We start from the raw sequence: 25,918 nt of genomic DNA, 5'->3' as shown, positions 1-25,918 counted from the left end.
GCCGTTGATGGCGGGCCGCTGAACGCCTGTCTGGACACGGGACTTGGAACATGGGACTTGGGAGGGAATGCCGTGCGGGAGAGCGCAGTGCAACGCCACGACCGTCTGCTGGCGCTGGTCCGGGAGCACGGCACGGCACGGGTCACCGACCTCGCCGACCGGCTCGGGGTGTCGCCGGTGACCGTGCGCCGGGACGTCGAGACGCTGACCCGTAAGGGCCTGGTCGACCGGGCGCACGGGTCGGTGTCCTGGCCGCGGGCACGCCCCGGGGAGGCGGCGGGCGGCGGCGCGGTGCCGGTGATCGGGCTGCTCGCGCCGTCGGCCACGTACTACTTCGCCGAGGTGATCCACGGCGCGCACGAGGCGGCGGCGCGGGCCGGGGCCCGCCTGATCCTGCGGATCTCCGACTACCGGCCCGAGGAGGACCGGGCGCGGGCCGAGGGGCTGCTGGCGGCGGGCGCCGAGGGGCTGCTGATCGCGCCGGGATGGCGCGGCGGCTCCGACGCGGCGGAACACGGAGGCTGGATCGCCGAACTCGCCGTACCCACCGTCCTGTTGGAGCGGGACGCCGATCCCGGCGGGCCGCTGGCGGGGCTGGACCGGGTGTGTTCCGACCATGCGCACGGGGTGCTGCTCGCGCTACGGCATCTGGTGGGGCTGGGGCACGCGGCGCCGCTGTTGATGGCGCGCGCGGACAGCCCGACGGCGTTCGCGGTGCGCGCTGGTTACGACCGGGCGCTGCGAGCCCTGGGGCTGGAGCGGCCGCACCCGGTGATCGACGCCCCGGCCGACCGCGCCTCCGAGGGGTTCGAGCGGGGCGTCCAGGCGCTGTGGACGGCGGTGACGTCGGGCCGGGCGACGGCGGCGCTGGTGCACAACGACGTGGACGCGATCCAGCTGGTGCAGCGGCTCGCCGAGCTGGGGGTGCGGGTGCCCGGGGATCTGGCGCTGATCGCGTACGACGACGAGGTGGCGGCGCTGGCGGACACCCCGCTGACGGCCGTGGCACCACCCAAGCGCGAAGTCGGCCGGCGGGCGGCCGAGTTGCTGCTGGAACGGCTGGGGCTGCCGGGGCGGCCGGAGGGTCCGGGGACGGGGCGGCCGCTCGGCGGGACCGGGTCCGCGCACGCGGACGAGGGCGACGGGGCGGAGCCGGCGCCGCGCCGCCATGTCACGGTACTCCCCCGGCTGCGCGTACGGGCCTCGTGCGGCGCGGCGGCGGCTGCGGGTGCGGCTGCGGCTGCGGCTGCGGCTGCGGACGGGTCCGCGAACACGGAGGGGATCGCGGGGCCTTGAGGCGGCCGCGGAGTCTTGAGGCAGCCGTGGGGCCCTGAGGCGGTCGTGGGCCCCTGAGACGCGCTCGGGGAACGCTCACCATTTGTTCGTTTTTCGATCATTCAATCGTTCGCTCTTGACTTCGCTCAGTACGGGCCCAAGGATCGCGGCCATCGCCCCGCCCCGACGTCACCGCCGCTCTCCCTTCGTCAGGTCGCCAGGTCGCCATCCCAGGAGTCGTGTCAGGAGCCGTGTCCATGAGTCGTGTCATGAGCAGTGCCAAGCGCCGCGTCAAGAAGCGCACCCTCACGCGCAGTTGGGGCCGGAGGTCCCTCGCGCTGGCCGGCACCGCGACCGCCCTCGCCGTACTGGCGGGCTGCGGCGGCGGGGGCGGGAGTGACGCCGGAGACGGCGGGCCCGTCACGATCACGTACTGGGGCTGGACGAAGGGCACCGAGCAGACCGTCGACCGGTTCAACGCCACCCACGACGACATCACGGTGAAGTACGAGGAGATACCCGCGGGCGGCGCCGGCGGCTACGCGAAGATCTCGAACGCGGTGAAGGCGGGCAACGCCCCCGACCTCGTCAGCATCGAATACCCCTCGCTGCCGGAGTTCGTCAGCCAGGGCGCCCTCAAGGACATCAGCCCGTACGTCACCGGCGCTCTGAAGAAGAAGCTGCTGCCGCAGGCGGTGGAGCTGACCACGCTCGGCGGCAGGAACTGGGCGGTGCCCTTCGACGCGGCGCCGCAGATGTACTACTACCGCAAGGACTTCTTCGACCGGCACAAGATCAAGGTGCCGGAGACCTGGGCGGACTTCCGGACCGCGGCGGCCGCCGCGAAGAAGGCCGACCCGAAAGCGCGGATCGGCACCTTCTTCCCGGACGACCCCACCACCTTCGAGGCGATGGTCTGGCAGGCCGGCGCCCGGTGGTTCGCGACCCAGGGCGACGCCTGGAAGGTCGACACCGGCGACCCGGCCACCAAGAAGGTCACCGCCTACTGGCAGGGCCTGCTCGACGACGGTCTGATCAACAGCGCCACCTCCTTCAGCCCCGGCTGGACCCACGCCCTCAAGGCGGGCGACACCGTCGGCTACCTCGGCGCCTCCTGGGGCGCGGGCGTCCTGAAGGGACTCGTACCCGACCAGAGCGGCAAGTGGGCCGCCGCCCCGATGCCGACCTGGGACGGGAAGCCCGCCGGCGGCATGCTCGGCGGCTCCACCTGGGCGGTCACCAAGAACAGCGAACAGGCCGCTGCGGCGGTGAAGTTCGCGACCTGGATGTCCACCTCACCGGATGCGGTGAAGGCCCGGCTCTCCTCCGGCGAATCCAGCGCCTACCCTGCCGCGAAGGCACTCCGGCCGGTCGCGAAGAAGGCGTTCGACGCCCGCTTCTACGGTGACCTGGACCTGTTCGGCCTCTTCGACCGCTCCGCCGCCGCCATCGGGCAGCACTGGGCATGGGGGCCCACCGGCGGCACCACCAACGCCGCCCTCAAGGACGCCTTCGGCACGGCGGCCGACGGCGACGGCACCCTCGCCGATGCCGTGCGGGCCGCCGAGGACGCGACGGTGCGGGAGATGCACAAGCGCGGGCTGAAGGTCGCCGGGCGGTGAGCGCCAAGTCCCGTGCCGTATCGGTCCTGCTGGCGCCGTTCTTCGTGGTGTTCACCGTGGCGATGGTGCTGCCCATCGGCTACGCGCTGTGGCTGAGCCTCTTCACCGAACAGCAGTCGGGGCTCGGCTTCGGCGGCACCGAAACGGTCTTCACCGGTCTCGGCAACTACCTCACCGCGCTCGGCGACCGCACCTTCCGCGACGGCTTCCTCGTCCTGGTCGGCTACTGCGCCTGCTACATCCCGCTGCTGCTGGCCGGCGGTCTCGCCCTCGCACTGCTGCTGGACTCGGCGCTGGCGCGGGCCCGGCGCTTCTTCCAGCTGGCGCTCTTCCTGCCGCACGCCGTGCCCGGCATCATCGCCGCGCTGATCTGGGTCTACCTCTACACCCCGCAACTCAGCCCGGTGGTCGGCGCATTGCGGAGCGGCGGCCTGGACTTCTCCTTCCTCTCGCCGTCCGGCGCACTGCCCGCCGTCGTCAATATCGCGCTGTGGGAGTGGCTCGGCTACAACATGGTCATCTTCTACGCCGCCCTCCAGGCCATCGACCGTTCGGTGATCGAGGCCGCGACGGTGGACGGCGCGGGCGCCTGGCGGATCGCCACCGGCATCAAGATCCCGCTGATCCGCTCGTCCGTGGTGATGGTGGCCCTCTTCACCGTGATCGGCTCGCTCCAGCTCTTCACCGAACCACTGATCATCAACCAGGCGTCGTCCGCCGCGCTCAGCTCCTCCTGGACGCCGAACATGTACGCCTACACCGCGGCCTTCACCCGCAACGACTACGGGCTGGCGGCCGCCGCGTCCGTCCTCCTCGCGCTCGTCGCCGCGGCGCTGTCCTTCGCCGTCACCCGCCTCGCGCAGCGCGCTCCACGGCCGCGGACCCGGCCGCGGACCGGACCGCGGCCCCACCCCCGGAAGAAGGTCAGGCCGACGTGACGGACACCGACACCTCCGCTCTCGCCCCGGCGGCCACCGGCACCGCACGACGGCCCTCCCGCCACCCCGTACGCGCCGCCGCCCGCCCCTCCCGCAGCCGCTGGCTGTCCCGGACCGCCGTCAACGGCACGCTCGTGCTCGCCGTCCTCTACACGCTCTTCCCCCTCGCCTGGCTGGTCACCGCCGCCACCAAGGACGCCGGCGGGCTGCTCGCCGGCGACGCCTTCACCTTCGACGGCTTCGATCTCGGCGGCAATCTCTCCCGGCTGGCGTCCTTCCACGACGGCATCTACTTCCGGTGGTACGCCAACAGCCTGCTCTACGCGGGCGGTGGCGCCCTGCTCTCCGCGCTGATCTCGGTGGCGGCCGGCTATGCCTTCCACACCTACGAATTCCCCGGCAAGGAGCGGCTGTTCGGTGTCGTGCTGCTCGGGGTGCTGGTGCCCACCACCGCGCTCGCCCTGCCGCTCTATCTGCTCGCGAGCCGGACCGGCCTGGTCAACACCTACTGGGCGGTGCTGATACCCGTCCTCGCGCACCCCTTCGGGGTCTACCTCGCCCGGGTCTTCAGCGCCGGCTACCTGCCCGCCGAGGCCGTCGAAGCCGCGCGTATGGACGGCGCGAGCGAGCTGCGGATCTTCTGGTCCATCGGCCTGCGCATGGTCATGCCCGGCGCGGTGACCATCTTCCTCTTCCAGTTCACCGCCATCTGGAACAACTTCTTCCTCCCCCTGGTCATGCTTTCCGACCCACACCTCTTCCCGCTCAGCCTCGGGCTGTACGCATGGAACAGCAACACCCACGCCGAGCCGTCCTACTACCCTCTCGTCGTCACCGGCTCGCTCCTCGCCGTCATCCCGCTGATCATCGCCTTCGTCGCCCTCCAGCGGCACTGGAAGGCCGGCCTCGCCGCCGGCAGCGTCAAATGACGGCCAATGTCGGGCGGCCGCGAAGGAGTTCCGGTACCACCATGCACCCCACCACTGACAGTCCCCTCGGACCTGCGGAGATCCCGCCCACCAGGCCCTCCCTGCTGCTCGCCATGGGCCCCGGTGTCGCCGACCGGCTGCTCGCCGACCATCACCACACCCGCCTCACGACGCTCACCCGTACCGACTCCCGCCGCGTCGCCCACGAGCTGGCCGACCCCGCACCGGAGATCGCCGCCGCACTCGCCGACGCCGAGGTGCTGCTCACCTGCTGGGGCGCCCCGCAGCTCACCGCCCAGGTGCTGAAGGCGGCCCCCCGGCTGCGCGCCGTCGTCCACGCCGCCGGTTCCGTCAAACACCACATCACCGACGCCTGCTGGGAACGCGGCATCACGGTCACCTCGGCCGCCGCCGCCAACGCCCTGCCGGTCGCCGAATACACCCTCGCCGCGATCCTCTTCGCCAACAAACGGGTGCTGCACGCGGCCCACCGCTACCGCACGCTGCGCGACCGCCCGTACGACTGGCAGCGGGAGTGGGAGGGCTCCGGCAACTACGGCCGTACCGTCGGCGTCATCGGCGCCTCCCGCATCGGCCGCCGCCTCATCGCCCTGCTGCGCCCCTTCGACCTGCGGATCCTGCTGTACGACCCGTACGTGGACGCCACCGAGGCCGCCCGGCTGGGCGCGACGCGGGTCCCCCTGGACGCCCTCTGCGCCGACAGCGACATCGTCACCGTGCACGCCCCGCAGCTCCCCGCCACCCACCATCTGCTCGGCGCCCGCGAGCTGGCCCTGATGCCCGATGGCGCGACCCTCATCAACACCGCACGCGGCTCGCTCGTCGACGAGTCGGCCCTGCTCCCCGAGCTGACCACCGGCCGCCTCAACGCGGTCCTGGACGTGACGGATCCCGAACTCCCGCCCGCCGATTCGCCGTTGTACGACCTGCCGAACGTGCTGCTCACCCCGCACATCGCGGGTTCGCTCGGCGGCGAACTGCACCGGATGGCCGACCTGGCGCTGGACGAGGTGGAGCGGTTCGCCACCGGCCGCCCGTTCGCCGATCCGGTCCTCCCCGGGGCGCTGCACCATTCGGCCTGACACTTCCGGGCGGGCACACCGACCGCAGGGTGGACATTCCTCGCTAAACTGGCCTTATCCCCTCCTTCACGAGGCCCGCACGCGACGCGGGAGGCGCCATGAAATTCGTACAAGTGATCGATTTCAAGACCGATCAGATCGACGGCATGAACCAGCTCATGGACAAGTGGATGGAGCAGACCAAGGGCAGGCGGAGCGCCACCCACAGCGTCGTCGGCAAGGACCGTTCCGACAGTTCGCACTTCGTCGAGATCGTCGACTTCCCGTCGCACGAAGAGGCGATGAAGAATTCCCGCCTCCCGGAGACCGGCCAGATCTTCCAGGAGATGGTGGCGCTCTGCGATGGCGCGCCCTCCTTCACCGACCTCGACGTGGTCCGCGACGAACAGCTCAACACCGCCGCCGCGCGCCGCTTCTTCGGCGAGATCGCCGTCGACGGCAACCTCGACGCCATCGACGAGCTGTTCGCGCCCGACTACCGGGACCACGACATCAGCAAGGACGTGGACGCCACGATCGGCTCCGCCGAGATCCGCAAGGACGTGACCGGCTGGCGCGGCGCCTTCGACTTCACCTTCACCATCAACCGCCAGATCTCCGAGGGTGACGACGTCGTGACGCTGTGGTCCTGGACCGGCACGCACCGGGGTGAGTTCATGGGCATCGCCGCCACCGGCAAGCGCTGCACCATGACCGGCACCACGGTCTTCCGCTTCCGCGACGGAAGGATCCAGGAAGGCTGGTGGCACTACGACATCATGCAGATCATGCGGACGCTCGGCGTGCTGCGCTGACCACGGCACGACGCCGCGCGGGCGGCCGCACCACGCAAAACGCCCCTGCCCCGCCGCAGAACCGCGGCAGGACAGGGGCGTCTTGACGACGCGCGATGTCGCTACGCGAGCGACATCATGCGGAGCGTGGTCAGTGGCTGTGGCCGTGACCGTGGCCCGCGTCGGCCTCTTCCTCGGCCGGCTTCTCGACGACCAGGGTCTCGGTCGTGAGCAGCAGCGACGCGATGGACGCGGCGTTCTCCAGGGCGGAGCGGGTGACCTTGACCGGGTCGATGACGCCGGCCTTGACCAGGTCGCCGTACTCGCCGGTGGCGGCGTTGAAGCCCTGGCCCTTGTCCTGCTCGGCGACCTTCGCGGTGATGACGTAGCCCTCAAGGCCGGCGTTCTCCGCGATCCAGCGCAGCGGCTCGACGACGGCGCGACGGACGACGGCGACACCGGTGGCCTCGTCGCCCTCCTTGCCGAGGGAGCCCTCCAGCACCTTGGCGGCGTGCACCAGAGCGGAGCCACCACCGGAGACGATGCCCTCCTCGACCGCGGCGCGGGTCGCGGAGATGGCGTCCTCCAGACGGTGCTTCTTCTCCTTGAGCTCGACCTCGGTGGCCGCACCCACACGGATGACGCAGACGCCACCGGCGAGCTTGGCGAGGCGCTCCTGGAGCTTCTCGCGGTCCCAGTCCGAGTCCGTGGACTCGATCTCGGCCTTGATCTGGTTGACGCGGCCGAGGACGTCCTCGGACTTGCCGCCACCGTCGACGACGGTGGTGTCGTCCTTGGTGACCGTCACGCGGCGGGCGGTGCCGAGCACGTCGAGACCGGCCTGGTCGAGCTTGAGGCCGACCTCTTCGGCGATGACGGTCGCACCGGTGAGGGTGGCCATGTCGCCGAGCATCGCCTTGCGGCGGTCACCGAAGCCGGGGGCCTTGACGGCCACGGCGTTGAAGGTGCCACGGATCTTGTTGACGACCAGGGTCGACAGGGCCTCGCCCTCGACGTCCTCGGCGATGATCAGCAGCGGCTTGGAGGAGCCGGCCTGGATGACCTTCTCCAGCAGCGGCAGCAGGTCCTGGATCGAACCGATCTTGCCCTGGTGGATCAGGATGTACGGGTCGTCGAGGACGGCCTCCATACGCTCCTGGTCGGTCACCATGTACGGCGACAGGTAGCCCTTGTCGAAGGCCATGCCCTCGGTGAAGTCCAGCTCCAGACCGAAGGTGTTGGACTCCTCGACGGTGATGACACCGTCCTTGCCGACCTTGTCCATCGCCTCGGCGATGAGCTCGCCGACCTGCTTGTCCTGCGCGGACAGGCCGGCCACGGCAGCGATGTCGGACTTGTCGTCGATCGGGCGGGCGGTCGCGAGGAGCTCCTCGGACACGGCCTTCACGGCGGCGTCGATGCCCTTCTTCAGGGCGGCCGGGGAGGCGCCGGCGGCGACGTTGCGCAGGCCCTCGCGGACCAGCGCCTGGGCCAGCACGGTGGCGGTGGTGGTGCCGTCACCCGCGATGTCGTTGGTCTTGGTCGCCACCTCCTTGACGAGCTGGGCGCCGAGGTTCTCGTACGGGTCGTCGACCTCTACCTCACGGGCGATGGTGACGCCGTCGTTGGTGATGGTCGGGGCACCGAACTTCTTGTCGATGACGACGTTGCGGCCCTTGGGGCCGATCGTCACCTTGACGGTGTCGGCAAGCTTGTTCACGCCGCGCTCGAGGGCGCGACGGGCGTCCTCGTCGAACTTCAGGATCTTCGCCATGGGTTGCTTCAAGTCCTCTCGTTGCGATCCTCGGCCACGCAGCGGTGGCCGCTATCGCTCAAACGAACTGCGCCCCTGCCCCGGGTTGTTTAGACGCGGGAACCAGGGGCGCAGATCTAGGCAATTCTGGGTGAATTACTTCTCGACGATCGCGAGAACGTCGCGAGCCGAGAGGACGAGGTACTCCTCGCCGTTGTACTTCACCTCGGTGCCGCCGTACTTGCTGTAGAGCACGACGTCGCCGACGGTGACGTCGAGCGGAAGACGGTTGCCGTCCTCGAAGCGACCCGGGCCCACGGCCAGGACGACGCCCTCCTGGGGCTTCTCCTTGGCAGTGTCCGGGATGACCAGGCCAGAGGCCGTGGTCTGCTCGGCGTCGAGCGGCTGGACCACAATGCGGTCCTCGAGCGGCTTGATGGCAACCTTGGTGCTGGCGGTCGTCACGATCCGACCTCCCCCTTCGGAGATCTCACGGGGTTAACTGTCTGGGGTGGCGACCAGGAGGAACCGTCGTCGCGGGTGCCGGAACAGCCCGTCGCCGTGTTTAGCACTCCCCTGCGGAGAGTGCCAACGCCGAGACTATGACGCGGTTAGCACTCGGTCAAGCGGAGTGCCAGGTGTGGCGTTGCCGGGTCCCCCGCGGCCGTCCGCCCCGCCGCGTCTCGTCCGTTGTTCTTCCCCGCCTGACGGCGGGGCGGGGATGGTTGTGGGCCGGGCGCCCTCGGTGTGCTTGGTGGGTGCGGTGCCGGGCCCCCGGGACTGCGTCCCTGCGGCCCGGCCCCTCCCGTAAGCCGTGCGCCCGCCCCTGGTGGGGGTGAGGAAAGGCGGAGGGGCGACGGTGGTCCCGTACCCGTCGGCCCGTTCCTGTCCTTCCCCCCTCGCCTGGGCCGGAGAGCCGACAACGTGGGGCAAAGAGCACACCCGCCCCGCAACCGTGCCTACCCCCCAGCCGTCTACCTTGCCGACTGTTGTGGCGAAGGCCGGAGGAATTGCGTGCGGGGACTGACGAGCGCCACCCGGGGTGGCGGGGCGCCGGAGAGCGATGCCGAGCGCACGATGACGTTCGCCGCCCTGGCCCGTGCGCCGGACCGGCGCCGGACCGAGGCCTGGCTGCTCGTGCTCAGCGTCCTGATCACGGTCTTCGGCTACGCCTGCACCGGCCTGTCGATGACCGGGCAACTGCCGGGCGGACTGTCCGGGTTCGCGGTGAGCATGTTCTTCGTGGCGCTGGTCCCGCACCTCGTCGTACGCCGCTTCGCGCCGCGCGCCGACCCGTTGATCCTGCCGCTGGCCACCCTGCTGACCGGCATCGGCCTGGTCCTGCTGCACCGGCTGGACATGACCTACGCCGTGACGCCGCGGCTGAGCATCGCCGAGGCGGCCAGCGGACAGCTGGTGTGGACCGTGATCGGGGTGGCCGCCTGCATCGTGATCCTCATGGTGCTGCGCGATCACCGGATACTGCAGCGCTACATCTATCTGACGATGGTGGTCGCGCTGGTGCTGCTGATGGCTCCGGCGTTCTTCGGTGCCGATAGGTACGGCGCCAAGCGCTGGATCCTGCTCGGGCCGCTGTCGCTGCAGCCGGGCGAGTTCGTGAAGATCATGATCTCGGTGTTCTTCGCGGGCTATCTCACCGTCAACCGCGATGCGCTCGCGCTGTCCGGGCGCCGGGTGATGGGCGTCCAGCTGCCGCCGGGACGGCAGCTCGCACCGATCTTCACGATCTGGGTCATCAGCCTGCTGGTGCTGGTCTTCGAACGCGACCTGGGCACCTCACTGATCTTCTTCGGCGTCTTCGTGATCATGCTCTACATGGCCACCGAGCGCACCAGTTGGGTGATCTGCGGACTCGCGATGGCCGCGGTCGGGGCGGCCGTGGTCGGCTCCACCGAACCGCACGTCAAGGGCCGGATCATGGCCTGGCTGCACCCCATGGACATCTTTCTGCCCCCGTCCGAACGCCCGCCGGGGCTGATCTCCGACCAGGCCGCGCAGGCGCTGTTCAGCTTCGGCAGCGGCGGCATCGGCGGCAGCGGTCTGGGCCAGGGACACCCGGAGCTGGTCGGTTTCGCGGGGAACAGCGACTTCATCCTCACGACCGTCGGGGAGGAACTGGGCCTGGCGGGGGTGATGGCCGTACTGCTGCTGTACGTACTGCTCGCCCAGCGGGGGCTGCGGGTGGGGCTGACCGCCCGCGACCCGTTCGGCAAGCTGCTGGCGGTCGGGCTGGCCGGGGCGCTGCTGCTCCAGGTGTTCGTCGTCTCGGGTGGTGTGACGGGGCTGATCCCGCTCACCGGCAAGGCGCTGCCGTTCCTCGCGAAGGGCGGTTCGTCGCTCGTCGCGAACTGGGTGATGGTGGCGCTGCTGCTGCGGATCAGCGACAGCGCGCAGCGGCGCCGGGAGCCGGTGGCCGCGGGGAGCGGCCGGCCCTCGCGGCGGCACCGCGGACACCGCGAGCCGGCACCCGGGCCGGCGGCATGAAGCCCGGGGCGCCGGCCGCGGCCCGCCCTCAGACGTAGTCCTCCAGCCGGGCGATGGCGAAGCCCTGTTCGGTGGCCGTACGCACCACCCGGCGCGCGACGTCGGGCATGGTCCCGGGCCAGTCGTGGCGGCCCCGGAAGTGGGTCAGGATGATGTCGCCGGGGTGCAGCCGCTGGTCCAGGTCGCGGTATTCCATCCGGTCGGGGAACGCTTCCTGGGTCCACAGCGGGACGACCTCGACACCGCAGGAGGCCGCGATGTGCAGCGTCTCCTCGGTGAAGTTGCCGTAGGGCGGGCGGAAGAGGCGCGGCCGTTCGCCGATCTCGCGTTGCAGGATGTCCTGTTGGCCGCAGATCTCCTTGCGCTGACCGTCCGCGTCGAGGCCGGGCAGATAGCGGTGGTGCAGGGTGTGGTTGTGCACGCCGTTGCCCAGCTTCCGCATACCGCGGAAGTAGCCGTAGTTCGCACTGGCGAGGTAGTCGCTGAGGAACGCGCTGTAGGGGACGTCCAGTTCGCGCATCATCCGCACGAACTCCGGGTCCTTCTCGTCACCGTCGTCGATCGTCAGGAACACGACCTTGTCGTCGGTCGGCACCCGGGAGATCACCGGCGGCAGCCCCGGGCCGCCCCGGGAGTAGCGCGCCTCACTGGCCAGGAACGGCTTACGGGCCGGCGGCCGGGGCCGGGACAGGGGCGCCGTGTCCAGCCCCCAGTGCTTGGCCGCCGCCACTTCGCGGGCCTGCGCCCGCTCCAGGGTGCGGGCCTGGGTGACGAGGGCGCGGGCGGCGGGGGCGGCCATCCGGCTGCCCGCCGGTTCGTTGTCCTGTTGACCGTCGGTGGCGATCGTGCCGCAGCCCGCGGCCAGCAACCCGAGTGCGCACAGCGCGAGCAGGCCCCGCGCCCGGAAAAGTCCGACAAGATGCATAGCGCCGGATTCTGGCAGCGCGCCCGCCCGTCGTGGTTGTGCCGCCGCCCGCCACGCGGAGACCGTCCACCGTCCGGCCCACACCGCCCCGCCGACCCGCCGCCGGCTCCCGTCGCCCCCGCCGCCGTTCGCCTCGCCGTCCAGGAGGAATGATGGGCGGGTGACCGATCTCGACACCTTCTCCGCACTGCTCGCCCCCGAGGGACAGGCGCTGCTGGCCGCACTGCGTGACCACGATCCGGCCGACGAGCTGGCCACCGCGACCCGGCTGCGCCGCGACCACCCGGCGCCACTGGTCTCCGCCGCGCTCGGGCAGGCCCGGCTGCGGCAGCGCGCGGCGGCGAAGTTCGGGGCGGACGCGCGGCTCATGTACTTCACGCCCAACGGCGTCGAGCAGTCCACCCGCGCGACGGTCGCCGCCCACCGCGCGGCCCGGCTCGCCGCGCTGGGCGTGCGCACCCTGGTCGACCTCTGCTCCGGGATCGGCGGCGACGCGCTGGCGCTGGCGCGGGCCGGGATCTCGGTGCTCGCCGTCGACCGCGATCCGCTGGCCTGCGCCGCGGCCCGCGCGAACGCCGAGGCGCTGGGGCTGGCGGAGCTGGTGGAGGTGCGCTGCGCGGATGTGACGGAGGTGGACACCGCCGGGTACGACGCGGTGTTCGTCGATCCGGCGCGGCGGGGCGGGGGGCGCGGGGGCCGGATCTTCGATCCGGAGGCCTATTCGCCGCCGCTGTCCTGGGCCGTCGAGGCGGCCCGCAAGGCGCCGTACGCGGCGTTGAAGATCGCGCCCGGTGTGCCGCACGACGCGCTGCCGGACGACGCCGAGACGGAGTGGATCTCCGACTCCGGTGACGTGAAGGAAGCCGTGCTGTGGTTCGGGGCGGCCCATGATGCGGCCGCCGGCCCCGCCCTGGCTCCCGCCGGCCGGCGCGCCACCCTGCTTCCGGCCGGCGACTCGCTGCTCGGCGCGGGGCTGCCCGACCCGGAGCCGGGGCCGGTCGGGGACTGGCTGTACGAGCCGGACGGCGCGGTCATCCGGGCCCATCTCGTCGCGGACGTCGCCCAGCAGGTCGGCGGCCGGCTGATCGATCCGACGATCGCGTACGTCACCGCTGACCGGCTGGTGGCGACCCCGTACGCGACCGCCTACGCCGTCACGGACGTGCTGCCGTTCAACGTCAAGAAGCTGAAGGCGCTGCTGCGGGAGCGGGAGGTGGGGGTGGCGGTGATCAAGAAGCGGGGGTCGGCGGTCGAGCCGGAGGAGCTGCGCAAGAAGCTGAAGCTGGGCGGCGGGCGGCGGTCCTGCACGATCTTCCTCACCCGGGTCGCCGGCGCCCCCACCATGCTGCTGGGGCACCCCGCGGAATCGCCGGAGGCGCCCCTCACGCCAGGTCGGTGAGGTCCTCGGCGTAGATCTGGGAGAGCGGCTGCGGGCCGACGTACTGCTGGCAGGTGCACTGGCCCGCTTCGTACTGCACCGGCTTGTGGTCCGCGTCCCAGGCGACCGGCACCTCGACGCGCTCGTGACACTTGCCCTTTTTGTCGTGCTTGGCGAGGTGGTGGGTGCACCCGCACACGGGCTCCGGCGGCTTGTGTGCGGCGGCCAGCTCCTGCCGCTCCTGACGGGCGGTCTCCAGGCGTTCCATCGTGCGTTCGTGCCGGGTGCGCAGGGCCGTGCGCGCGGTGTCGGCGACCTTGGCGAAGCCGCCCGCCATGAAGAAGATGAAGACCCACCAGAACCAGTCCACAGCTCTCCGCCTCCCCACACGCGCGCCCGGTGCTGCTTGCCAGGGTAAGACCTCCGCGCGGGCCCCGGGGCGGTGAGCGGCGGGAGTGCTCCCAGGAAGACAAAACACGCCCTCCGGGGAGCCGCCCGGGGCGGTGCGCCTCAGGAGTAGAGGTTGGCCTTGCTCACCTCGTGCACATGGTCGTGGTCATGTGCGTGGCTGTGACCGTGCTCCGGCGCCGTGCCGGGGACGTGCGGTTCGGTGACCGGCAGGGACGAGTCCGCCGACAGGTCCCAGTCGGAGGCCGCGCGGTTGCGGGCGACCATCTCGGCGCCGAGGGCGGCGACCATCGCGCCGTTGTCGGTGCAGAGCTTGGGCCGCGGCACCCGCAGGGTGATGCCGGCGTCCTCGCAGCGGCGCTGGGCCATCGCGCGCAGCCGGGAGTTGGCCGCGACGCCGCCGCCGATCATCAGGTGGTCCACGCCGTTGTCCTTGCAGGCCCGGACGGCCTTACGGGTGAGCACGTCCACCACGGCCTCCTGGAAGGACGCCGAGACGTCCGCCACCGGAATGTCCTCACCGGCCGCCCGCTTGGCCTCGATCCAGCGGGCCACCGCCGTCTTGAGGCCGGAGAAGGAGAAGTCGTACACCGGGTCGCGGGGGCCGGTCAGGCCGCGCGGGAAGCGGATCGCGTCGGGGTTGCCCTCGCGGGCGTAGCGGTCGATGACCGGGCCGCCGGGGAAGCCGAGGTGCAGCACCCGCGCGATCTTGTCGAACGCCTCCCCCGCCGCGTCGTCGATCGTCGCACCCAGGGGGCGTACGTCGGAGGTGATGTCGGGCGCGAGCAGCAGGGAGGAGTGGCCGCCGCTCACCAGCAGCGCCATCGTCGGCTCGGGGAGCGGGCCGTGTTCGAGCTGGTCGACGCAGATGTGCGAGGCGAGGTGGTTGACGCCGTAGAGCGGCTTGCCGAGCGCGTAGGCGTACGCCTTGGCCGCCGAGACGCCGACCAGCAGTGCGCCCGCGAGACCGGGGCCCGCGGTGACCGCGATGCCGTCGAGGTCGCGCGCGCTGACCCCGGCGTCCTTCAGGGCGCGCTGGATGGTGGGGACCATCGCCTCCAGGTGCGCCCGCGAGGCGACCTCGGGGACCACGCCGCCGAAGCGGGCGTGCTCGTCGACGCTGGAGGCGACGGCGTCGGCGAGCAGGGTGTGGCCCTGGACGATGCCGACACCGGTCTCGTCACAGGAGGTCTCGATCCCGAGGACCAGCGGTCCGCCGCGTGCGTCAGCCATATCTCTCAAGTTCCTTGTGCGAAGGGGGAGTCGGGGGCGGTGTCGGAGGCGGACGTGGCGTCGCCCCCGGTGCCCGGTTCGGTGCCGGCTTCGGTGTCGGGGTCCGTGGCCGGGCGGCGCATGACCAGCGCGTCGACATTGCCCGGCTGGTAGTAGCCGCGCCGGAAGCCGAGCGGCGCGAAGCCGAAGCGCTCGTAGAGCCGCTGGGCGCGGAGATTGTCGACCCGTACCTCCAGCAGCACCTCGTGGCATTCGAAGGCGGTGGCGGCGGACAGCAGCTCGCCCAGCAGGCGGCCGCCCAGGCCGCTGCCCCACTGGTCGCGTGCGGTGGCGATGGTCTGGATGTCACCGGTGCCGTCGACGGCGGCGAGCCCGCCGTAGCCGACCAGCCGGCCGTCCAGCTCGGCGACGAGATAGCGGCGGTTGGCGTCGGAGCCCCGGGCGCGCGCCAGCTCGGACCAGAACATCCCCGGCGACCAGGCGTCGTCCGGGAAGAGCGCGTTCTCCAGGGCGAGCACCGCGTCCAGGTCCCACCAGCGCATCTCGCGCAGGGTGGCGGTGCCCGCGGGCGCGACCGTGTCGGCGGGGGGCGTCACTTCGGGGTGACCACCTTGTAGTTGGCGGGCACCTGCGCGTCCGGGCGGCGCAGATACAGGGGCAGGGCGGGCAGCAGCTCCTCGCCCGCCGCGAGCTTCTCGGCGGCCAGCGAGGCGAGCGCGCCCGCGGACTGGTGCTCGGGGCCCTCGCGGCGTACGCCGGTGAACACCGCGTCGTAGAGCAGCGCGCCCGCGCCCACGGCCGGGACCCCGGCCATCTCGTCGGCGAGGTCGGCGGGGCGGTCGACGGCGGGGTCGGTCAGCCGGGTCCTGGAGTCGGCGTAGCGGGCCCAGTAGACCTCTTTGCGGCGGGCGTCGGTGGCCACGACGAACGGCTCGTCCAGCCCGGCGGCGTACGCCAGGCCGTCGAGCGAGCACAGGCCGTGGACCGGGACGTCGAGCGCGGCCCCGAAGGTCGCCGCGGTGACCAGACCGACCCGCAGTCCGGTGTACGGGCCGGGGCCGACGCCGACCACGAGGTCGCTGACCGCGTCGAGCTTCACACCCGCCTCGGCGAGGACGCGGTCGACGGCGGGCAGCAGAAGTTCGCCGTGCCTGCGCGCGTCGACCTGTCGGGACTCGGCGAGGACGCGGGAGCCGTCGTGGAGCGCGACGGTGACGGCGGGGGTGGCGGTGTCAAGAGCTAGCAGCAGCACGCCCTCAAGACTACGGCGCGGCCGGTGCTCCCCGTTCCGGTGCTACCGTCCCCTCCGTAGCCAAGGAGTCATCGACCGGGCGTGGGGATCCCCGCCGGCGGCCGGTGGGAGTACGGAAAGGTGGCACAGCGGTGCCCGCTAAGAGCAGCTCGATCGTCACCGCTCTCACCGCGGCGGCGCTGGTCGTGGTCGGCGTACTCGGCTACCAGGCCTCGGCGTCCGCACCGGAGTCCCTCACCCAGGCCCGCAAGGACAACGGCCACTCCACCCCGAAGCCTCCCGCGGGCCACGACCGGCCCGGGAAGAAGGACAAGAGCGCCGGCCCCACCGCCATCCCGCCCGCCTCGGGCAAGGGCCAGCGGGTCGTCTACTCCCTCAGCGGCAAGCGGGTCTGGCTGGTCAGCGCCCAGGGCCGGGCACTGCGGACGTACAAGGTCGCGCCGAGCACCGTCAGCCCGCCGCTGGGGACGTACGCGGTCACCTCGCGTTCGGTGAGCGTCACGGGCTCCGACGGCATCGCGATCGAGCACGTGGTGCGGTTCGCGGACGTCGACAGCGTCACGGTCGGCTTCAGTGCCGCGGTGGACGGATCGAAGCCGAACCCGGGTGCGTCGAAGAGGACCGGCGGGATCCGTGAGTCGCGCGAGGACGGCGCCGCGCTGTGGGACTTCGCCCTGCACGGCACCAAGGTCGTCGTCGTTTCCTGAGCCTCGTCGTCGTTTCCTGAGCCGCGCCGCCGTGTCCTGAGCGGGGCGTTGCCCGGTCCGGACGCTTCGCCCCTACGGGCTACGCCGCGTCCCGCTCCGGGGTGGACGCGGGCGCGCTCCCGGCCGCCTCATCCGTCGCGTCGGCGCGCTGCGCGGACTCGGCCTGCGCGGCGGGGGCTTCCGGTGGCGTGGAGACGGCACTGGCCGCGGCGCAGGCCGCCAGCAGTTCGTTCATGGTCGGCGGCGTCTCGCGCTCGGCGCGCCGAGCCGCGGCGACGGGGCTCTCCACGCGGCGTTCAGGCGCGGGGGATGGCTGGTGGGCCGACATGGACGCCTCCCGGGCTCCTGGGGCAAGCAGCGGACGTTAGGCTCTACTTAGGCTGACCTAACCGGGCTCGGTAACCATGTGACCATGCCCGGCACCACGGGCGCAACATCTTACCGACGGCTTGTCGGAAACTACGGACAGATACGGGCCGATACGGGACAGCACGTGGGACCGATGGCCGGATCCCGGCCCGTCCGCGCATGCCGAAGGCCGCCGCGGCCCCTTCACGGGCACCGGACCACGGCGGCGGTCAGCGGGAAAGGTCAGCCGGCGAGCGCGGCCAGCCCGGCGTCCGTCCAGCGGGCACCGAGCCCGGTGACCGTCACCTCGCGCACATCGTCGGTGTCCTCCACCGGAGCGCCGTCCGTGCCGCCCGGGGCGTCCGCGCCCACGGCCCGGCCGATGACGACATGCAGCCGGTCGTCGGACAGCTCCTCGACCTTGCCGTCGCCCCACTCCACGACCACCACCGAGTCCGGCAGCGAGACATCGAGGTCCAGGTCCTCCATCTCGTCGAGCCCGCCTCCGAGGCGGTAGGCGTCGACGTGCACCAGGGCGGGGCCGCCGCTGAGCGAGGGGTGGACCCGGGCGATGACGAAGGTCGGGGAGGTGACGGCGCCGCGCACGCCCAGGCCCTCCCCCAGGCCCCGGGTCAGCGTCGTCTTGCCCGCGCCCAGCTCACCGGTGAGCAGCACCAGGTCGCCGGGGCGCAGCAGGGTGGCCAGTCTGCGGCCCAACTCCTGCATCTGATCGGGAGACTTGACGGTGACGTGGGCGATCTCGCCGGTGGTGCTCATGCCGCAAATGGTACGGCCCGGACGGCCCGCCGGTCAGACCCCTGTCCCGGACGGGGCCGGCTCTGACCGGCTGCGGCGGCGGTCCGCCGCCGGGCTCAGGCGCGTGCGGAGCGTGAGCTGCGGGCCGCCGCGCTCGCCCGTTCCACCAGCGACACCAGCTGGTCGTTGACCAGCTCGGGGCGCTCCAGCATCACCAGATGCCCGGCGTCCGGGACACACACCAGCTCGGCGTTGGGGAGCAGTTCGGCGATCGCCTGGCTGTGGTCGGCGGGGGTGATCAGATCCTGCTCACCGGCCAGCACCAGCGCGGGCACCGTGTCGTACGCCACCAGCGCCTCGGTCTTGTCGTGCACGGCGAACGCCGGGAAGAACTCGGCGACCACGTCGATCGGCGTGGCCTCGATCAGCCGCTCGGCGAAGCGCGCGATCCCCGGATCGACGTCCGCAGGCGTCCCGAACGAATACCGCTTGATGAGCCCCGCGAACAGATCGGCGGTGGCCCGCCGTCCGCGCTCGACGATCTCGCTCTGCGACCCCAGGGCCTTGAGCACACCCGGCGCGAAGCGGTGGAAGGCCTTGACGCCGAGCGACGGCAGTCCGAAGGCGACCTCGCTCAGCCGGCCCGCGGAGGTGCCGATGAGGGCCACGCCGACGACCCGCTCCGCGACGTACTCGGGGAACTGGTCGGCGAGCGCCATCACCGTCATCCCGCCCATGGAGTGCCCGACCAGCACGATCGGGCCCTCGGGCACGGCGGCGTCCAGCACCGCCTTCAGGTCCCGGCCCAGCAGGTCGATGGTGACCGGTTCGGTGCCGTCGAGCTGGCTGTGGCCGCGCTCCGAGCGGCCGTGGGCACGCTGGTCCCAGTGGACCGAGCGCACCGTGCCGCGCAGCGTCGCGCGCTGGAAGTGCCAGGAGTCCTGGCTCAGGCAGTAACCATGGCTGAAAACGACGGTGGGGGCCGGGCCGCGCCGCCCCACCGCCGCCTGAAGCCGCTTGCGGAAGCCGCCCTGCGCCTCCTGTGCGGCGCGGGCCTCCTTGCCGCGGGCCGCGCCCTTCGCGCCCTTCGCCGCCTTCGGCTTCTCCGGCGCCTCGCCCTGCTCGTCCACCTCGTAGTACAGCTCGGTGCCGTCCTCGGCGATCGCCGCACCCGGTGTGCCGCGCAGCGTGCCGTACGGCCCGGCCGCGTCCAGCGCCAGGCGCGCCTTGCGGCGCATGCCGCGGCCGACCGTCATCCGCTCTATCGCCACACCGGCGGCCGCGCCCGCGGCGACCACGCCGATCGCCGCGCCGGCGATGCCCGCGTGGCGTCCCGCCCTGGCCCAGTTGCCGGCCACCTCGCCCGCCGCCTCGACCGCGTGTACTGCCACTTCCGTGCCGTCGGTCATGCCGTACCCCCCGTGACAGCTGTCTCCACGCTGGTTCCGTTCCGTTCCACCGCGTGCGCCCCGCCTTCGGCGGCGTGCGCCGCGTCGCTGTCGGCATGGACGCGTGGCACGCGGGATCCGATCCGGGTGACGATCTCGTAGCCGATGGTTCCGGCCGCGCCGGCCCAGTCCTCAGCGGTCGGTTCGCCGCCGTCGCCGGGCCCGAACAGCACCGCCCGGTCCCCCGGCTGTGCGCTGTCGCCGCCCAGGTCGACCACGAACTGGTCCATCGCGATCCGCCCGGCGACCGTCCGCAGCTTGCCGGCGACCAGCACCGGGCCGGTGCCGGAGGCGTGCCGCGGGATGCCGTCGGCATAGCCGAGCGGGACCAGCGCGAGGGTGGTCTCGCCGGGGGTCGTGTAGTGGTGCCCGTAGGAGACGCCGTGGCCGCCGGGGACCCGCTTGACCGAGGCCAGCGACGCCTCCAGCGTCATCGCGGGCCGCAGCCCGAGGTCCGCGGACGTACCGACCTCGGGGCTGGGCGAGATGCCGTAGATGCCGATGCCGGCGCGGACGAGGTCGAAATGCGCCTCGGGGAGGGTGAGCAGTGCCGGGGTGTTGGCGATGTGCCGCACCTCGGGGCGCAGCCCGGCCGCCTCGGAGACCGCCAGCACCTCGGCGAAGACGGTGAGTTGGGCGGCGATGGAGGGGTGACCGGGCTCGTCGGCGCAGGCGAAGTGCGACCAGATGCCGGTGACCCGGAGCGTGCCGTCCAGTTCGGCGGCACGGGCCGCGGCGGTCAGTTCCGGCCAGTCGGCGGGCTGGCAGCCGTTGCGGCCGAGCCCGGTGTCGGCCTTGAGCTGCACGCGGGCCGTACGGCCGCAGGACCGCGCGGCGGCGATCACCTCGCGCAGCGCCCACAGCCCGCTCACACCGACGTCGATGTCCTGCTCGACCGCCTTGCGCCAGGGCCCGCCCGGGGTCCACAGCCAGCACAGCAGCCGGCCCGTGTCGCCGGCCGCGCGCAGCGCGAAGGCCTCCTCGGGGAGGGCCGTGCCCAGCCAGCTCGCGCCGGCCTCGCGGGCGGCGCGGGCACAGCGCACCGCGCCGTGCCCGTATCCGTCGGACTTGACCACGGCCATCAGCTCGGCCCGGGGTGCGCGCTCCCGCAGCGCGCGCACGTTCGACCGCACCGCGGCGAGGTCGATGGTGGCGCGGGCGCGCTTCGCTGTCTCGTTCATCCCCCTCAGTGTCTCAGGCGGCCCCGCGGCACCCCCCGGGACGGGCGCCACCGCGCGCCGCCGGGTCGCCGTCCAGGGCTTCAGAGCGCGGTCCGGTGCCCCCAGATGTGCACGACGTCGCCCTTGTCCAGCAGGTCCCACAGTTTCTTGGCGTCCGACCACTTGAGGTTGATGCATCCGTGCGAGCCGGGGGGTGCGTAGATGTCCTCGTAGATGCCGTGCAGGGCCTCGCCGCCGTCGAAGAACTGGGCGAACGGCATGGGCGTGTTGTAGAGCGAGGAGACATGGTCCTTGTGCCGCCAGTAGATGCGATACGTACCCGTACGGGTCTCCATGGTCGGCTGCCCCGAACGCATCGCCACCGGCTGGAAGATCACCTCCCCGTCCTGCTGCACCCACACGATCTGCCGGTTCAGGTCGACGCAGACCACCCGCTCCACGCGCTCCGGGCACTTGCCGGCCCGGTTCGGGTCCTCCTGGGCGCGCAGCAGCCGCAGCACGGCGCCGGTCACCGGGCCCGCGAAGCCGCTCGCCGGCTCGATGTGCTGCCGCTTCTGGAACGTCCGGATCGCCGCGCAGTCCGCCGCCGACTGCCGCCCGTCCCGCGCGAGCCCCAGATAGCGCTCGGCCTGCCGCTGCGCGGGACCCGTCGAGCGGCTGCAGGGCTGCGGCACGGCGCGGTCGGGCACCGCCTCGAAGGGCGGTACGTACTCGATGTGCCGCGGCGGCCCGGCGGCCGGCTCCGGAAGCGGCATCTCGGCGACCGTCCGCCACGGCCCGACCGGCGGCAGCGCCCGGTCGGGCAGGCCCTGCCGGTCCGCGCCGGGGCCACGCGCGATGCCGGGGACGAGCCCCGATGCGGCGCCCGTGCCGGGGCCGGGCTCCGCCGGCGCGGCCACCGCGGGCGAGCCACCGAGGGTGAGCAGGAGGACGCCGGTCAGCAACGCCGGGAGGGCGCGTCCCAGGAAGGTGCGCGGCGTCGCGGTCCGCGGTGTCGGGGTGCGTGTCATGCAGTGAGCCATGCCGTGGCCGGGGCCCCGCGCCGCCGGTGCCGCGGTGGATTCGCCCTCCCGGCCCCCGGCGTTCCCTCGCGGGGCGTAACCGGGCGCGGGAGGAAGCGGGGATCCGCCCCTTCGTCCCGCCCTCGGTCCCGCCCTCAGTCCCGCTGCACGTCCCGCCAGGCCGCGCCCAGATGCCCGGCGACCTCCGAGGCCGTGACCGGCGCCCCCTCGCGGCCCGCGGCGCGGCGGGCCGCCAGGCCGTGCAGATACGCGCCGACGGACGCCGCGTCCCGGGCCGGCAGCCCGGCGGCGAGCAGCGATCCCGTCATGCCCGAGAGCACATCGCCGCTGCCGGCCGTCGCCAGCCACCCCGTCCCGGTGGAGTTGACGCGTACGGGGCCTTCGGCGTCCGCGATCAGCGTCGTCGAGCCCTTGAGCAGCACGGTCGCGCCGTATTGCCCGGCCAGCTCCCGCACGGACCGCAGCCGGGCCGCCTCGATGTCCTCCCGGGACCGGCCGAGCAGCGCGGCGGCCTCACCGGCGTGCGGGGTGAGCAGGGTGCCCGCCGTCCGGGCGCGGACCCGCTCGGGCGTCAGGAAGCGCAGCCCGTCGGCGTCCACCAGCACCGGCACGTCCGCGGCGAGCACCTCCTCCAGCGCCCCCGATTCGTCGCCGATACCGGGCCCGATCACCCACGACTGCACCCGGCCCGCCTTGTCCGGCGGCCCGGCGTGCACCAGCGTCTCGGGGAAGCGCGCGAGCACGGCGTCGGCAGCCGGGCCGACGTACCGTACGGCCCCGGCGCCGCCGCGCAGCGCGCCCGCGACCGCCAGCACCGCCGCGCCCGGGTAGCGCGCGGAGCCGGCCACCACCCCGACCACGCCCCGCCGGTATTTGTCGCTCTCGGCGGCGGGCCGCGGCAGCAGCTCGGCCACCTCCGCGTGCTGGAGCGCTTCGGCCTCGGCCCGCTCCGGCAGTTCGAGGCCGATGTCCACCAGCCGCAGCGCGCCCGCCCGCCCCCGTGCCGGATCGATGAGCAGCCCCGGCTTGTACGCGCCGAAGGTAACCGTCGCATCGGCGCGTACGGCGTCCCCGGCCACCTCCCCGGTGTCCGCGTCCACGCCGCTGGGCAGATCGACCGCCACCAGCATCGCCGACTCCCGTACGTATCCCAGGAGTTGGGTCGCCTCCGGGCGTAGCCCGCCGCGCCCGCCGATGCCCACGATCCCGTCCACGACCAGATCGGCCCACCCGAGGTCCCGCCGGAAGTCGGCGGACACCCGCCCGCCGGCGGCGCGCAGCGCGGACAGGCCGCCCTGGTGTGCCCGCTCCGGCGACAGCAGCACGGCCACGACCCCGGCACCGCGCTTGGCGAGCCGGGCTCCGGCGTAGAGGGCGTCACCGCCGTTGTCACCGCTGCCCACCAGCAGCACCACCCGGGACCCGTACACCCGCCCCAGCAACTCGCCGCAGGCCACGGCCAGTCCGGCCGCCGCCCGCTGCATCAGGGCCCCATCGGGCAGCTCGGCCATCAGCTGCTGCTCGGCGGCCCGTACGGTCGAAACGCTGTAGGCAGTCCTCATACGGCCAGTCTCACACCCGGCCGAGCGCGGACCCCGCACCCACGCGCGGACCGGACGCGCGCCCGGCCTGATCCACACGCCAGGCCGCCGGCCCCTCCAGGCCTAGTCCCCCTCGGCGATGACCACGGCGGAGGCGACGCCCGCGTCATGGCTGAGCGACACATGCCAGGACCGCACGCCCAGTTCGACCGCGCGCGCCGCGACCGCCCCGCTCACCCGGAGGCGGGGGCGGCCGCTGTCCTCGACGACCACCACGGCGTCGGTCCAGTGCAGCCCGCCGGGCGCACCCAGCGCCTTGGCCACCGCCTCCTTCGCGGCGAACCGGGCCGCGAGCGAGGCGGTCCCGCGCCGCTCACCGCTGGGCAGCAGCAGCTCCTCCTCGGCGAACAACCGCCGCGCCAGCTCCGGCGTCCGCTCCAACGCCGCCCCGAACCGCTTGATCTCGGCGACGTCGATCCCCACCCCGATAATCACGCACTCACTCCACTCGACACTCGCTCAGCCCCCGTACTCACCCAACATCCAGCACCCGGCACTCACTCCACCGTCACCGACTTGGCGAGGTTGCGCGGCTGGTCGACCTCGTTGCCGCGGGCGGTCGCCAGCTCGCAGGCGAACACCTGCAACGGCACCGCGGACACCAGCGGCTGCAGCAGCACCGGCGTACGCGGGATCCGTACGAGGTGATCGGCGTACGGCACCACCGCCTCGTCCCCCTCCTCCGCGATCACGATGGTCCGCGCCCCACGCGCCCGGATCTCCTGGATGTTGGACACGATCTTGTCGTGCAGCACCGACCGCCCGCGCGGCGACGGCACGACCACCACCACCGGCATGCCCTCCTCGATCAGCGCGATCGGCCCGTGCTTGAGCTCCCCGGCGGCGAAGCCCTCCGCGTGCATGTACGCGAGTTCCTTCAGCTTCAGCGCGCCCTCCAGCGCCACCGGGTAGCCGACGTGCCGCCCCAGGAACAGCACGGTGTTCTTGTCCGCGAGCCCGCGCGCCAGCTCCCGCACCGGTTCCATGGTCCCCAGCACCGTCTCCACCTGGGTCCCGATGGCCGCCAGCTCCCGCACCACGTCCCGGATCTCGTCGCCCCACTTGGTCCCCCGTACCTGCGCGAGGTAGAGCGCGACGAGATAGCAGGCCACCAGCTGCGTCAGGAACGCCTTCGTCGACGCCACCGCGACCTCGGGCCCGGCGTGCGTGTAGAGCACCGCGTCCGACTCCCGCGGGATGGTCGAACCGTTGGTGTTGCAGATGGCGAGGACCTTCGCGCCCTGCTCTCGCGCGTGCCGCAGCGCCATCAGCGTGTCCATGGTCTCGCCGGACTGGCTGATGGCGATCACCAGCGTCCGGGGCCCCATGATCGGGTCGCGGTAGCGGAACTCGCTGGCCAGTTCCGTCTCGCAGGGGATCCGCGTCCAGTGCTCGATCGCGTACTTGGCGATCATGCCCGCGTGATACGCGGTCCCGCACGCCACGATGACGACCTTGTCGACCTCCCGCAGCACCGACGTCGGGATCCGCACCTCGTCCAGGGACAGCACCCCCGAACCGTCGACCCGCCCCAGCAGCGTGTCGGAGACGGCCTTCGGCTGCTCGGCGATCTCCTTCAGCATGAAGTAGTCGTAGCCGTCCTTCTCGGCGGCCGACGCGTCCCAGTCGACGTGGTACTCCCGCACCGGCGCGGGCGCCCCGTGGAAGTCCGTCACCGTCACACCGTCCCGGCGCAGCTCGACGACCTGGTCCTGGCCCAGCTCGACGGCTTCCCGGGTGTGCGCGATGAACGCCGCCACATCCGACGCCAGGAACGCCTCGTCCTCCCCGATACCCACCACCAACGGCGAATTACGGCGCGCCCCGACCACCAGATCCGGCACATCGGCATGCACCGCGACCAGCGTGAACGCGCCCTCCAGCTGCCGGCACACCTGCCGCATCGCCTCCGGCAGCTCACCGCACGACGAATACGCCTCGGCCAGCAGGTGCGCCACGACCTCGGTGTCGGTCTCGGAGGCCAGCTCGTGTCCGCGGTCGGTCAGTTCGGCGCGCAGCCGGGCGAAGTTCTCGATGATCCCGTTGTGGACGACCGAAACCCGCCCCGCGTTGTCCAGATGCGGATGCGCGTTCTCGTCGGTCGGCCCGCCGTGCGTCGCCCACCGGGTGTGCCCGATGCCCGTCGACCCGGTCGGCAGCGGACGGTCCGCCAACTCCTTCTCCAGATTGGCGAGTTTCCCCGCCTTCTTGGCCGCCGCCAGCCCCCCGTCCGCCAGCACGGCGACCCCGGCCGAGTCGTACCCGCGGTACTCCAGCCGCTTCAGCCCGGCAAGAACGACGTCCAGGGCAGGCTGCCCACCCACGTATCCCACGATTCCGCACATGGGGGCAGGGTACGACGGAGGCCGGTCCCTGAGCGGTACCGCGCACCGGCCCTGTCCCTCATCCGGTCACCGCCCCCGCTCTATCCGGTCCACCGCCTCCCGCACCCGCTCCAGGAGTTCCTCGCACTCGTCGCCGTCCGCGCCTTCGCACTCGCCTGAGTCCGGGCCGCGGTCGCGTTCGTAGTCGTCGAGGGTGTCGGCGAGGTCCTCCCCCAGGTCCTCGTCCGGCAGCTCCTCGGAGAGCTCCGCGTGCACCCGGGCGGCGAAGCCGTACCGGGCGGATTCCAGGCGTTCGCTCCGGTGCTTTTCCCTGGTCCGCTGCCGCATCAGCCCTAACAGGCGCATTCGTACGCCACCCCCAAACATCCGCCGGCACCCTCTCCCGGCGCCGTCCCCGGAGCGACCGTACCGGCGAA

The 25,918-nt window shown here is 72.5% G+C and carries 25 protein-coding genes; 9 read left to right on the top strand and 16 right to left on the bottom strand.

Features of this window, described 5'->3' with window-relative positions; all coding sequences use genetic code 11:
* Positions 1-72: 72 nt before the first annotated feature.
* The 6 genes from ACIRQ7_RS25425 (at position 73) to ACIRQ7_RS25400 (ending at position 6,661) form a co-directional block, all read left to right on the top strand.
* Positions 73-1,296 (top strand): LacI family DNA-binding transcriptional regulator, encoded by a 1,224-nt coding sequence (locus ACIRQ7_RS25425; protein ID WP_404265023.1) that lies wholly within the window; start codon positions 73-75, stop codon positions 1,294-1,296.
* 236 nt (positions 1,297-1,532) lie between these two features.
* A complete protein-coding gene (locus ACIRQ7_RS25420) occupies positions 1,533-2,897 on the top strand; it encodes an ABC transporter substrate-binding protein (RefSeq protein ID WP_404265022.1) in 1,365 nt (454 codons plus the stop codon).
* Positions 2,894-3,835 (top strand): carbohydrate ABC transporter permease, encoded by a 942-nt coding sequence (locus tag ACIRQ7_RS25415; protein WP_404265021.1) that lies wholly within the window; start codon positions 2,894-2,896, stop codon positions 3,833-3,835. The genes ACIRQ7_RS25420 and ACIRQ7_RS25415 overlap by 4 nt, the downstream gene beginning before the upstream one ends.
* A 104-nt stretch (positions 3,836-3,939) precedes the next feature.
* On the top strand, positions 3,940-4,764 hold the full coding sequence (locus tag ACIRQ7_RS25410; protein WP_404265284.1) for a carbohydrate ABC transporter permease: 825 nt from the start codon (positions 3,940-3,942) through the stop codon (positions 4,762-4,764).
* Positions 4,765-4,805: 41 nt separating this feature from the next.
* Positions 4,806-5,867: a hydroxyacid dehydrogenase gene (locus ACIRQ7_RS25405; RefSeq protein ID WP_404265020.1), complete on the top strand. Its 1,062-nt coding sequence runs from the start codon at positions 4,806-4,808 to the stop codon at positions 5,865-5,867.
* Positions 5,868-5,965: 98 nt separating this feature from the next.
* Positions 5,966-6,661 carry an ester cyclase gene (locus ACIRQ7_RS25400; RefSeq protein ID WP_404265019.1) on the top strand — a complete coding sequence of 232 codons (696 nt, stop codon included), beginning with the start codon at positions 5,966-5,968 and terminating at the stop codon, positions 6,659-6,661.
* 130 nt (positions 6,662-6,791) lie between these two features.
* Here the strand turns inward: ACIRQ7_RS25400 and groL are convergent, their stop codons facing one another.
* Both groL and groES read right to left on the bottom strand, forming a co-directional pair.
* Positions 6,792-8,414 (bottom strand): chaperonin GroEL, encoded by a 1,623-nt coding sequence (groL, locus tag ACIRQ7_RS25395; RefSeq protein WP_401474594.1) that lies wholly within the window; start codon positions 8,412-8,414, stop codon positions 6,792-6,794.
* 135 nt (positions 8,415-8,549) lie between these two features.
* Complete coding sequence (groES, locus tag ACIRQ7_RS25390) at positions 8,550-8,858, bottom strand: co-chaperone GroES (RefSeq protein WP_401474591.1); 309 nt, start codon at positions 8,856-8,858, stop codon at positions 8,550-8,552.
* A gap of 612 nt (positions 8,859-9,470) precedes the next feature.
* Between groES and ACIRQ7_RS25385 the strand changes: the two genes are divergently transcribed.
* On the top strand, positions 9,471-10,898 hold the full coding sequence (locus tag ACIRQ7_RS25385) for an FtsW/RodA/SpoVE family cell cycle protein (protein WP_404265283.1): 1,428 nt from the start codon (positions 9,471-9,473) through the stop codon (positions 10,896-10,898).
* Between the two features lie 28 nt (positions 10,899-10,926).
* On the opposite strand, the gene ACIRQ7_RS25380 is transcribed toward ACIRQ7_RS25385, so the two are convergent.
* A complete protein-coding gene (locus tag ACIRQ7_RS25380) occupies positions 10,927-11,823 on the bottom strand; it encodes a polysaccharide deacetylase family protein (RefSeq protein WP_404265018.1) in 897 nt (298 codons plus the stop codon).
* Positions 11,824-11,983: 160 nt separating this feature from the next.
* On the opposite strand from ACIRQ7_RS25380, the gene ACIRQ7_RS25375 reads away from it, so the two are divergent.
* Positions 11,984-13,222, top strand: coding sequence for a methyltransferase domain-containing protein (locus ACIRQ7_RS25375; RefSeq protein WP_404265017.1), 1,239 nt, complete (start codon positions 11,984-11,986; stop codon positions 13,220-13,222).
* Here the strand turns inward: ACIRQ7_RS25375 and ACIRQ7_RS25370 are convergent.
* The 4 genes from ACIRQ7_RS25370 to tsaB all read right to left on the bottom strand — a co-directional run bounded on the left by ACIRQ7_RS25370 (position 13,206) and on the right by tsaB (position 16,094).
* The gene (locus ACIRQ7_RS25370) at positions 13,206-13,571 is read right to left on the bottom strand and encodes a hypothetical protein (protein ID WP_404265016.1); all 366 of its coding nucleotides are present in this window, start codon (positions 13,569-13,571) and stop codon (positions 13,206-13,208) included. The two genes, ACIRQ7_RS25375 and ACIRQ7_RS25370, sit on opposite strands and share 17 nt — an antisense overlap.
* Before the next feature lie 140 nt (positions 13,572-13,711).
* Positions 13,712-14,842, bottom strand: a complete 1,131-nt coding sequence (gene tsaD, locus ACIRQ7_RS25365) for a tRNA (adenosine(37)-N6)-threonylcarbamoyltransferase complex transferase subunit TsaD (RefSeq protein WP_401474579.1) — start codon at positions 14,840-14,842, stop codon at positions 13,712-13,714.
* 5 nt (positions 14,843-14,847) lie between these two features.
* Positions 14,848-15,384 (bottom strand): ribosomal protein S18-alanine N-acetyltransferase, encoded by a 537-nt coding sequence (gene rimI, locus ACIRQ7_RS25360; RefSeq protein WP_404265282.1) that lies wholly within the window; start codon positions 15,382-15,384, stop codon positions 14,848-14,850.
* Positions 15,385-15,434: 50 nt separating this feature from the next.
* Positions 15,435-16,094 carry a tRNA (adenosine(37)-N6)-threonylcarbamoyltransferase complex dimerization subunit type 1 TsaB gene (tsaB, locus tag ACIRQ7_RS25355; protein ID WP_401474576.1) on the bottom strand — a complete coding sequence of 220 codons (660 nt, stop codon included), beginning with the start codon at positions 16,092-16,094 and terminating at the stop codon, positions 15,435-15,437.
* 131 nt (positions 16,095-16,225) lie between these two features.
* Between tsaB and ACIRQ7_RS25350 the strand changes: the two genes are divergently transcribed.
* Positions 16,226-16,801, top strand: coding sequence for a L,D-transpeptidase (locus ACIRQ7_RS25350; RefSeq protein WP_404265015.1), 576 nt, complete (start codon positions 16,226-16,228; stop codon positions 16,799-16,801).
* A gap of 79 nt (positions 16,802-16,880) precedes the next feature.
* On the opposite strand, the gene ACIRQ7_RS25345 is transcribed toward ACIRQ7_RS25350, so the two are convergent.
* The 9 genes from ACIRQ7_RS25345 to ACIRQ7_RS25305 all read right to left on the bottom strand — a co-directional run bounded on the left by ACIRQ7_RS25345 (position 16,881) and on the right by ACIRQ7_RS25305 (position 25,847).
* Complete coding sequence (locus ACIRQ7_RS25345; RefSeq protein ID WP_404265014.1) at positions 16,881-17,129, bottom strand: hypothetical protein; 249 nt, start codon at positions 17,127-17,129, stop codon at positions 16,881-16,883.
* A 263-nt stretch (positions 17,130-17,392) separates the two neighbouring features.
* A complete protein-coding gene (tsaE, locus tag ACIRQ7_RS25340) occupies positions 17,393-17,926 on the bottom strand; it encodes a tRNA (adenosine(37)-N6)-threonylcarbamoyltransferase complex ATPase subunit type 1 TsaE (RefSeq protein ID WP_401474568.1) in 534 nt (177 codons plus the stop codon).
* Positions 17,927-18,021: 95 nt separating this feature from the next.
* Positions 18,022-19,314 (bottom strand): alpha/beta fold hydrolase, encoded by a 1,293-nt coding sequence (locus ACIRQ7_RS25335; RefSeq protein WP_404265013.1) that lies wholly within the window; start codon positions 19,312-19,314, stop codon positions 18,022-18,024.
* Entirely contained in the window at positions 19,311-20,534 is a 1,224-nt protein-coding gene (gene alr / locus ACIRQ7_RS25330) for an alanine racemase (protein WP_404265012.1), read from the bottom strand. The genes ACIRQ7_RS25335 and alr overlap by 4 nt, the downstream gene beginning before the upstream one ends.
* An 80-nt stretch (positions 20,535-20,614) precedes the next feature.
* Positions 20,615-21,544, bottom strand: a complete 930-nt coding sequence (locus ACIRQ7_RS25325; RefSeq protein ID WP_404265011.1) for a L,D-transpeptidase family protein — start codon at positions 21,542-21,544, stop codon at positions 20,615-20,617.
* A gap of 146 nt (positions 21,545-21,690) precedes the next feature.
* Complete coding sequence (locus ACIRQ7_RS25320) at positions 21,691-23,118, bottom strand: NAD(P)H-hydrate dehydratase (protein WP_404265010.1); 1,428 nt, start codon at positions 23,116-23,118, stop codon at positions 21,691-21,693.
* A gap of 102 nt (positions 23,119-23,220) precedes the next feature.
* Entirely contained in the window at positions 23,221-23,592 is a 372-nt protein-coding gene (locus ACIRQ7_RS25315; RefSeq protein WP_401474553.1) for a holo-ACP synthase, read from the bottom strand.
* A 62-nt stretch (positions 23,593-23,654) separates the two neighbouring features.
* Positions 23,655-25,502 carry a glutamine--fructose-6-phosphate transaminase (isomerizing) gene (gene glmS / locus ACIRQ7_RS25310; RefSeq protein ID WP_404265009.1) on the bottom strand — a complete coding sequence of 616 codons (1,848 nt, stop codon included), beginning with the start codon at positions 25,500-25,502 and terminating at the stop codon, positions 23,655-23,657.
* A gap of 66 nt (positions 25,503-25,568) precedes the next feature.
* The gene (locus ACIRQ7_RS25305; RefSeq protein WP_404265008.1) at positions 25,569-25,847 is read right to left on the bottom strand and encodes a hypothetical protein; all 279 of its coding nucleotides are present in this window, start codon (positions 25,845-25,847) and stop codon (positions 25,569-25,571) included.
* Positions 25,848-25,918: the final 71 nt, after the last annotated feature.

It is taken from the genome of Streptomyces sp. NPDC101393 (genome assembly GCF_044767385.1).
GTDB lineage: Bacteria > Actinomycetota > Actinomycetes > Streptomycetales > Streptomycetaceae > Streptomyces.
The sequence above is the reverse complement of the archived record's forward strand: the minus strand, read 5'-3'. Positions and strand labels throughout refer to the sequence as shown.

What these genes read in the sequence shown, in the direction of transcription:
- ACIRQ7_RS25335 (WP_404265013.1), bottom strand. Translation starts at nt 19,314, where the DNA reads ATGACCGACGGCACGGAAGTGGCAGTACACGCGGTCGAGGCGGCGGGC.
- tsaD (WP_401474579.1), bottom strand. Translation starts at nt 14,842, where the DNA reads ATGGCTGACGCACGCGGCGGACCGCTGGTCCTCGGGATCGAGACCTCC.
- tsaE (WP_401474568.1), bottom strand. Translation starts at nt 17,926, where the DNA reads ATGAGCACCACCGGCGAGATCGCCCACGTCACCGTCAAGTCTCCCGAT.
- ACIRQ7_RS25385 (WP_404265283.1), top strand. Translation starts at nt 9,471, where the DNA reads ATGACGTTCGCCGCCCTGGCCCGTGCGCCGGACCGGCGCCGGACCGAG.
- ACIRQ7_RS25380 (WP_404265018.1), bottom strand. Translation starts at nt 11,823, where the DNA reads ATGCATCTTGTCGGACTTTTCCGGGCGCGGGGCCTGCTCGCGCTGTGC.
- ACIRQ7_RS25305 (WP_404265008.1), bottom strand. Translation starts at nt 25,847, where the DNA reads ATGCGCCTGTTAGGGCTGATGCGGCAGCGGACCAGGGAAAAGCACCGG.
- alr (WP_404265012.1), bottom strand. Translation starts at nt 20,534, where the DNA reads ATGAACGAGACAGCGAAGCGCGCCCGCGCCACCATCGACCTCGCCGCG.
- rimI (WP_404265282.1), bottom strand. Translation starts at nt 15,384, where the DNA reads ATGCGCTGGTGGGACCTGGACGCGGTGCTCGCCCTGGAGAACGCGCTC.
- glmS (WP_404265009.1), bottom strand. Translation starts at nt 25,502, where the DNA reads ATGTGCGGAATCGTGGGATACGTGGGTGGGCAGCCTGCCCTGGACGTC.
- ACIRQ7_RS25320 (WP_404265010.1), bottom strand. Translation starts at nt 23,118, where the DNA reads ATGAGGACTGCCTACAGCGTTTCGACCGTACGGGCCGCCGAGCAGCAG.
- ACIRQ7_RS25325 (WP_404265011.1), bottom strand. Translation starts at nt 21,544, where the DNA reads ATGACACGCACCCCGACACCGCGGACCGCGACGCCGCGCACCTTCCTG.
- groL (WP_401474594.1), bottom strand. Translation starts at nt 8,414, where the DNA reads ATGGCGAAGATCCTGAAGTTCGACGAGGACGCCCGTCGCGCCCTCGAG.
- ACIRQ7_RS25345 (WP_404265014.1), bottom strand. Translation starts at nt 17,129, where the DNA reads ATGTCGGCCCACCAGCCATCCCCCGCGCCTGAACGCCGCGTGGAGAGC.
- ACIRQ7_RS25405 (WP_404265020.1), top strand. Translation starts at nt 4,806, where the DNA reads ATGCACCCCACCACTGACAGTCCCCTCGGACCTGCGGAGATCCCGCCC.
- ACIRQ7_RS25400 (WP_404265019.1), top strand. Translation starts at nt 5,966, where the DNA reads ATGAAATTCGTACAAGTGATCGATTTCAAGACCGATCAGATCGACGGC.
- ACIRQ7_RS25420 (WP_404265022.1), top strand. Translation starts at nt 1,533, where the DNA reads ATGAGTCGTGTCATGAGCAGTGCCAAGCGCCGCGTCAAGAAGCGCACC.